We start from the raw sequence: 7,276 nt of genomic DNA, 5'->3' as shown, positions 1-7,276 counted from the left end.
TTTAATGGTAAAACCTCAGCCTTCCAAGCTGATGACGAGGGTTCGATTCCCTTCACCCGCTTACCAAAAAAGAGCAATGTGTCGTTTTCGCTGACACCTTGCTCTTTTTGTTTAGGAATGGGATTTTAACGAGGAAAGGAGTAGATCGTGATGGATGGTGCACAATTGAAATTAGCTTTACAAGAGTACGCAGCAGAGATTGGGATCGATGAATTGAAGGTGACGACGGCTGATCCATTTCTTGTATTAAAACGTCGCTTGCAAGCGCAACAAGAAAAAGGATTCGCTTCTGGTTTTGAAGAACCCGATCTCGATCTTCGAACGACACCGTCTCTACTCGTTGAAGATGCCGCTTCGATCATTGCCATTGCGGTCGCGTATCCAAGTACTCTCAAAAATGCGCCTCGTGGTAAGGAAGGGGAGCGACGAGGAATCTTTTGTCGATCGTCCTGGGGACTCGATTATCACCAGGCGTTGCGCCAACGTTTGACGTTACTTGAAGAAAAAATTCAAGAATTGAGTCCAGGTGCAAGGACGCGCTCGATGGTCGATACAGGAGAACTCGTCGATCGTGCAGTAGCAGAACGAGCAGGTATCGGATTCAGTGGGAAAAACTGCTCGATCATCAGTGAGGAGCACGGATCCTATCTCTATCTTGGTGAACTGATTACAGATATCGTCCTACCGCCGGATCAGCCAGTCGAAGAATTATGCGGGACATGCAATAAGTGTATCGACGCTTGTCCAACGGATGCGCTTGTTGAACCTGGTGTCATCGACGCTAAACGATGCATCTCGTTTTTGACGCAGACGAAAACATTACTACCAGAACCATTCCGAATGGCGCTTGGGAACCGTCTATACGGTTGTGATACGTGTCAGCAAGTATGTCCGTATAACCGGAAGAAAAATGCGACACATCACGCTGAACTGCAGCCGGATCCAGAACAAGTCAAACCGCTCTTAGTTCCACTCTTATCCATGAGTAACCGTGAGTTCAAGAGCCGGTTCGGTACGTTATCTGGCGCATGGCGTGGAAAGAAGCCGATTCAGCGTAATGCGATTTGTGCGCTCGTCCATTATCGAGATAAGAGTGCGATTGAAGCGTTACGGTTAATGACGGAAAACGATGCCCGTGAAGACATGCGGGCACTTGCACTCTGGGCAGTCGGTCGGATTGGCGGAATTGATGAGAAGTCGTACATCGAATCACGTCTTTTAGCCGATATTGCAGTAGATGTGCAAACCGAAGGACAACGATTACTTGAGGAGTGGGGGGAAGCAGATGCCATTTCAACAGCTCACTTATGAATTTGGTACATTGCTCGTCGCATGGGAAAAAGAGCACATCGTGTATCTTGATTTTGGATTGAATGAAGAGCGTGCTCGAACCTATTTGCAAGAAGAAACCGACGACGGTGAATTACCGAAAGCTTGGCGCATGGCGTTTGATCGTTACGCAGTAGGCGATCGACAAGCGCTTGATGCACTTCCTTGTCAGTTGCGTGTCACACCATTTGCAGAGCAAGTATTGCACGCTTTACGAACCGTTCCGTTTGGTCAAACGATCAGTTACGGTGAACTGGCTCGAATAATTGGGAAACCAAAGGCAGCACGAGCTGTTGGCGGTGCCTTGAACCGGAATCCGATCGCGCTAATTTATCCGTGTCACCGTGTCATCGGGGCGACTGGTAAACTGACGGGTTTTGCAAGTGGGATTGCCCATAAAGAAGCGCTTTTAGCGCATGAGATAGGAGAGAATTAAACCATGGCTATTCATGTCGTTATGTATCAACCGGAGATTCCTCAAAACACAGGAAATATTTCACGAACATGTGCAGCGACGCATTCCGTCCTTCACTTGATCCGACCGCTCGGCTTCTCGACGGACGATAAGCAGCTTAAACGTGCGGGTCTCGATTACTGGGAATTCGTCGATGTCCGTTATCATGATTCGTTAGAAGAACTGTGGGAGAAGCATCCGGAGGGGATTTTCTACTATATTACGAAATATGGAGAACAGTACCCGAGCCAGATCGACTTATCGGACGTCGAACAGGATTATTTCTTTGTCTTTGGTCGGGAAACAAAAGGATTGCCGCTTGAAGTCATCGATGCGAACGCGGAGCGTTGTATCCGTCTACCTCAATCGAACCTCGTTCGTTCACTGAACGTCTCGAACACGGCAGCGATCATCGTCTATGAAGCATTGCGTCAGCAAGGATATGCAGGTCTTCTATAAAGCAAAAGCTCCATCCTGATTCAGGAGGGAGCTTTTATGAATTATTCGTTACCTTCAGGTTTTTTGTTGTAGCCTGCAGTGAAGATTGCTGTCAAAAACGCAAGACTTACGCCGACCATTAAGATAAATGCCATTTTTGTTTCCCCCTTCAGTCTCTTGAACCGATATAATCTATTATAGTATACCTGTAAGTGAAATTGTGTGCTACATATGAATTTTCTATGAATGGAGACTCCACATGCGTACGAATGTTTACCTGTTAAGTTATGCCCCGCTGATCAGCATCTTGTTATTTAGTACATCCCTTGCAATTGCAACGACGGAACTCGCATTACATTGGCTCGATCAAGTTGGTGTGTACGATGAACTACTGCAACTCTTGACGGCGCGCGATACGAAGCTCGTCGTTTGGCTCGGCTTTTTGATCGTCTATTTCATGATCTTCAGTTCATTGAAGTTATTATCGGATACGATCAATCAACTCGGTTTCGCCTTTTTCATCAAGGAACAAGAGGGTACGACACTCGGCATGTTACGTCCGGGTAGTATTCTGTTACTTATCGGAGGTTGTGTCAGCTTTGCCTTCATGACGTCCTTCTTGCACGTCGGAATCGTGTTGCTTGCGTCCTTCCTCATCTATTTTATCTTTTATACAGTACAAATCAGTAAGATGACGAGTGCGGCAGGAGCCGTCGGATTGATCATTTTCTCCTTCTTAGCCTGGGGCGTTCTACTTGCTGGTCTATCATGGGTCGGTTTGACTTTATTTAATTCCTTCGGGGAAGCAATTTTATTTCCAAGTTGACTCAAGGGCGTAAAATCGTTGCCCACGTCTTAACCTGTAGCGTTGCATTCGCTTCGACAGGGAAAGGACGCGGGCGATCTGCCCCTAGCCAAATCCCTCCGATATGTTGATTTTTGATGCCAACGAACCACATATCCTTATTGTCGTTCGTTGTTCCTGTTTTTCCTCCAATATAACGAGCAGAGGAGTCAAATCCTTTGCGTCCCGTTCCATACGTCATGACATTTTTCAAACCAGCCCGTAATTCCCGGTTCGTCTGACTGGACCAAATCCGTTGTTCCTTTTCTTGTGGTCGTTCGACCGTTCCATTCTTAAGCGTAATACTTTTAATCATCGACGCCGGTCGATAGAGTCCATCATTAACGAATACGGTATAGGCATTTGTCAGTTCATATGGACTGATCCCGTACTGTAAACCGCCTAGAGCACTCGTAAACGCATCATCTTCCCGTGTCCATTGACTGAACTGAAACGGACGGATGGACTTCAATCCTTCCCGGAAGGAGACCGCGAACGCGCGAATCGCTGGTGTATTGTAGGAATAGGCAATTGCGTCGGCAATCGTCACTCGTCCAAGGATTCGATTCCCACTATTTGAAGGGCAGTATCCACCGATACAGACTGGACTACCGTCTAGCGTACTGGACAATCGGGCTTTCGTCTTCTCGAGATAAGGACCGTAGACAAGTAACGGTTTGATGGCTGAACCAGGCTGTCGGTAGGATTGTACAGCCCGGTTGAATTGACCAGTCAATTCGGATTTATAGCCGACAAGAGCGGTGACTCCGTGTGTTTGTCCGTCGATGCCAACATAAGCACCCTCAATCGGGTTGGGTAGATTGCGAAGAGCTTCTTTAGCCCGTCGTTGTTCTGCCGAGTCGAGATATGTCGAGATGACCGCCCCTTGTTGATGCAGATATTCTGCAGCACGCTTCTCACTCCAACCTTTTTTTTGAGCGGTCATCCGAACAGCAGCCTGAACGGTGGCATCGATATAGTCCGGATAAGGAATACGCGGTTTATAGGAGCGAGGCGACACACGAGAAATAGCAAAATCTTTCGTCAGTACACGATCACGTATTAACGCTTGAACGATTCGTTGCTGGCGCTTTTTTGTATTTTCAGGAAAACGTAGCGGGTCATAAAGAGAAGGATTATTCGGAATCGCTGTCAAAAAGCTGACTTCTGACCAATTCAACTCGCGTGCCGGCTTATTGAAATACGATTTTGCGGCAAGTTCGATGCCATAAATATTATTCGCGAAATAGGCTTGATTGACATAAGCCGTTATCAAATCTTTTTTTGAGTATTTCTGTTCTAAAGAGATTGCAATTAGTAGCTCTTTTATTTTTCTAGTATATGTTTTTTCGTTTGACAGATACGTCATTCTTGCTAGTTGTTGTGTGATCGTACTGCCACCTTGCGACTTGGAATCCGACTGGTTTTTTGTGAACGCACGCAAGATTCCCGTGATGTCATATCCGTCATGTTGATAAAATCGTTGATCTTCGATTGCCACAAACGCTTGCTCGACTTTTTTAGGCAATGTTTGAGGCGTCAAGTCATCCCGCCGTAACCCGTCATAGAGCTCAACACGTTTATTTTCATACGTGACAGTAATCGGTTGGTAGGAGGTCAATGGATGTCGTGTTGTCTGTTCATCGGCCCAGAAAAAAAGTGTACGTGCTGTTTTCAACTCATCTTTTATTGAAAATAAGGAAAATAGAAGCATCGTCGCAAGCCCAAGTAAGACAAGATATCCTGTAGTAATTCGCATGAGAACTCCTTTCAAAAAGCCATTTCATTCCTATTATCGGTCTTTTATGGAGAAATCAGTAGATTTTTTTTCGATTTTTGTATTTTAATAAACCTATTTGCAGGAATGTTATATTAAAAAGAGAAAAGATTGGGTATATAGAAGTATCTGTGGATTTTTTGAAAGTGGTTAGGTCTGAAAAAAAGAGCATAAATGGAGGGGACGAAATGGCTAAAAAGAATGTCGTTGCGATGTTACTTGCAGGCGGAGAAGGGAAACGTCTGGGAGCTTTGACGAAACATACTGCAAAACCAGCTGTCGCATTTGGAGGAAAGTATCGGATCATTGATTTCCCATTATCGAACTGCACGAATTCAGGAATCGATACAGTCGGTGTATTGACGCAATATGAACCACTTGAATTAAATCGTTATCTCGGCATCGGGAGTGCGTGGGATTTAGATCGACGGAACGGTGGTTTAACGATTCTACCTCCTTATCAAGCGCAGAACGGAAAGAACTGGTATGAAGGAACGGCGAATGCCATTTATCGCAATATGAGTTATATCAATCAATTCGACCCTGACTATGTACTCGTCCTATCAGGCGACCATATCTACAAAATGGATTATGAACAAATGATTGAAGAGCACCGACTTGGTGGAGCTGATGTCACGATTTCCGTACGTGAAGTGCCATGGGAAGAAGCACCACGGTTCGGAATCCTGAATACAGACGATGACCTCCGAATCAATGAATTCGAAGAAAAGCCTGAGAATCCGAAATCAAATCTCGCATCGATGGGGATTTACGTCTTTAACTGGGATGTATTGAAGCGTCATTTGATTCAAGATGCAGGGGATGCGGAATCAAGCTTCGACTTCGGTAAGAACATCATTCCGAACATGCTCTTTGAAAATTTGAACATCCGTGCGTATAAATTCAAAGGGTACTGGAAAGATGTCGGAACGATTCAATCGCTCTGGGAAGCGAATATGGACTTATTGACGGCAGAACCAGAATTTGATTTATATGATCCTTCTTGGAAAGTCTATTCGGTCAACCCAAATCAGCAACCACAATATATCGGGAATGCTGCGACAGTCGAGACATCGATCATCAACGAAGGATGCCACATCGAAGGAGAAATCAATCATTCGGTTCTCTTCTATGGTGTCGATGTAGCAGAAGGATCACTCGTCAAAGACTCGGTCATCTTCCCGAACGTCAAAATCGGACGAGACGTCACGATTCACCGGGCGATCTTAGCAGATGGCGTGATCGTAGAAGATGGTGCAACGATTGGTTCTCCAGACGGAGAAGTTTTCGTCATCGAAGCAGACAGCATCGTCAAGAAGAACGAAGTCATCAAAGAAGCGATTCAATAAGGGGGATATTCGGATGAAGGTCGATTTATTAGGTGTCATCAATTTAAGCGGAGAAGAAGGCTTTTTCAAAGAATTGACGGAACATCGTAACTTAGCGGCAGTTCCATTTGCAGGACGTTATCGGTTGATCGATTTTACATTAACGAACATGGTACAAAACGATATCGCGAACATCGGGATTTTTACGCTCGAGAAATATCGTGGAATGATGGACCATCTTGGATCGGGTAAAGAGTGGGATCTTGACCGTTCAAACGGTGGACTCTATATCTTCCCACCTGCATTGTCACAAGATGCGAACGAGTTCCGTGGAGATTTATCGAACTTCCATCTCCACCGTGACTTCTTCCTTCGCAGTAAGGAAAACTATGTCGTCATTTCTGGTTCAAACATCTTATCCGCAGTAGATTATCGAGATGTGTTACGCGAACATAAAGAATCGAATGCGGACATCACGGTCGTCTATACGAAGCGTGAGCTGCCTTGTAAATACTGCCGTCCGATCCGTTTTGGTGAACAGAATCGCGTGACAGCGATTGGATCACGCGGATTCCAGCCGACGGATGAGACGTTCTACATGGAGACGGTCGTTCTATCGAAAAATCTCTTTGTTCGTTTAATTGATGAAGCGATTGCTCGTGGTGAGTACGATTTACTTCAGAGTATCATTCGTTCGCAACTGAACCGTCTACACGTGCACGGTTATGAGTACAGTGGTACATCACAAGTCATTCACTCGCTTCGTTCATACTATCGTGAGAGCATGCTGTTGCTTGAACAATGGGGAGCAATCAATGACTTCCAGCACGTCTATACGAAAATCAAGCATGAGCCACCGACACGTTATCTACCGGGTTCTGACATCAAGAATTCACTTGTCGCGAACGGCTGTAAATTAGAAGGAACGACGACGGACAGCATCTTGTTCCGTGGTGTCAAAGTCGGTAAACACGCTCGTGTCAAGAATTCGATCATCATGCAAAAATCAGTCATTGAAGAGGGCGCGGTCGTTGAGTACGCGATTCTCGATAAAGAAGTCACCGTCAAACGCGGTCAAGTCACTGTCTCTTATACACATCTCCGAG

General features: G+C 45.5%; 7 protein-coding genes. 6 read left to right on the top strand and 1 reads right to left on the bottom strand.

Annotation, left to right across the window (positions count from 1 at the left end; genetic code table 11):
- Nucleotides 1–150 precede the first annotated feature (150 nt).
- The 4 genes from queG to F8N00_RS14655 all read left to right on the top strand — a co-directional run bounded on the left by queG (nucleotide 151) and on the right by F8N00_RS14655 (nucleotide 3,047).
- A complete protein-coding gene (gene queG / locus F8N00_RS14670) occupies nucleotides 151–1,311 on the top strand; it encodes a tRNA epoxyqueuosine(34) reductase QueG (RefSeq protein WP_410756327.1) in 1,161 nt (386 codons plus the stop codon).
- Nucleotides 1,286–1,765 (top strand): methylated-DNA--[protein]-cysteine S-methyltransferase, encoded by a 480-nt coding sequence (locus tag F8N00_RS14665; protein WP_075641972.1) that lies wholly within the window; start codon nucleotides 1,286–1,288, stop codon nucleotides 1,763–1,765. The genes queG and F8N00_RS14665 overlap by 26 nt, the downstream gene beginning before the upstream one ends.
- A gap of 3 nt (nucleotides 1,766–1,768) precedes the next feature.
- Nucleotides 1,769–2,242, top strand: a complete 474-nt coding sequence (trmL, locus tag F8N00_RS14660; RefSeq protein WP_023467320.1) for a tRNA (uridine(34)/cytosine(34)/5-carboxymethylaminomethyluridine(34)-2'-O)-methyltransferase TrmL — start codon at nucleotides 1,769–1,771, stop codon at nucleotides 2,240–2,242.
- Between the two features lie 238 nt (nucleotides 2,243–2,480).
- Complete coding sequence (locus F8N00_RS14655; protein WP_023467322.1) at nucleotides 2,481–3,047, top strand: DUF5366 family protein; 567 nt, start codon at nucleotides 2,481–2,483, stop codon at nucleotides 3,045–3,047.
- Between the two features lies 1 nt (nucleotide 3,048).
- Here the strand turns inward: F8N00_RS14655 and F8N00_RS14650 are convergent, their stop codons facing one another.
- Complete coding sequence (locus tag F8N00_RS14650; protein WP_075641973.1) at nucleotides 3,049–4,824, bottom strand: transglycosylase domain-containing protein; 1,776 nt, start codon at nucleotides 4,822–4,824, stop codon at nucleotides 3,049–3,051.
- A gap of 206 nt (nucleotides 4,825–5,030) precedes the next feature.
- Here F8N00_RS14650 and F8N00_RS14645 point away from each other — a divergent pair, with 206 nt between their 5' ends.
- Both F8N00_RS14645 and glgD read left to right on the top strand, forming a co-directional pair.
- Nucleotides 5,031–6,191 carry a glucose-1-phosphate adenylyltransferase gene (locus F8N00_RS14645; protein ID WP_075641974.1) on the top strand — a complete coding sequence of 387 codons (1,161 nt, stop codon included), beginning with the start codon at nucleotides 5,031–5,033 and terminating at the stop codon, nucleotides 6,189–6,191.
- 13 nt (nucleotides 6,192–6,204) lie between these two features.
- On the top strand, nucleotides 6,205–7,276 hold a 1,072-nt coding region (glgD, locus tag F8N00_RS14640), incomplete at its 3' end, for a glucose-1-phosphate adenylyltransferase subunit GlgD (RefSeq protein ID WP_421018453.1).

This window comes from Exiguobacterium sp. A1_3_1 (assembly GCF_048985645.1).
Lineage (GTDB): Bacteria > Bacillota > Bacilli > Exiguobacteriales > Exiguobacteriaceae > Exiguobacterium_A > Exiguobacterium_A indicum.
Note: the sequence above shows the minus strand (reverse complement) of the source record. Positions and strands in the feature narration are given on the sequence as shown.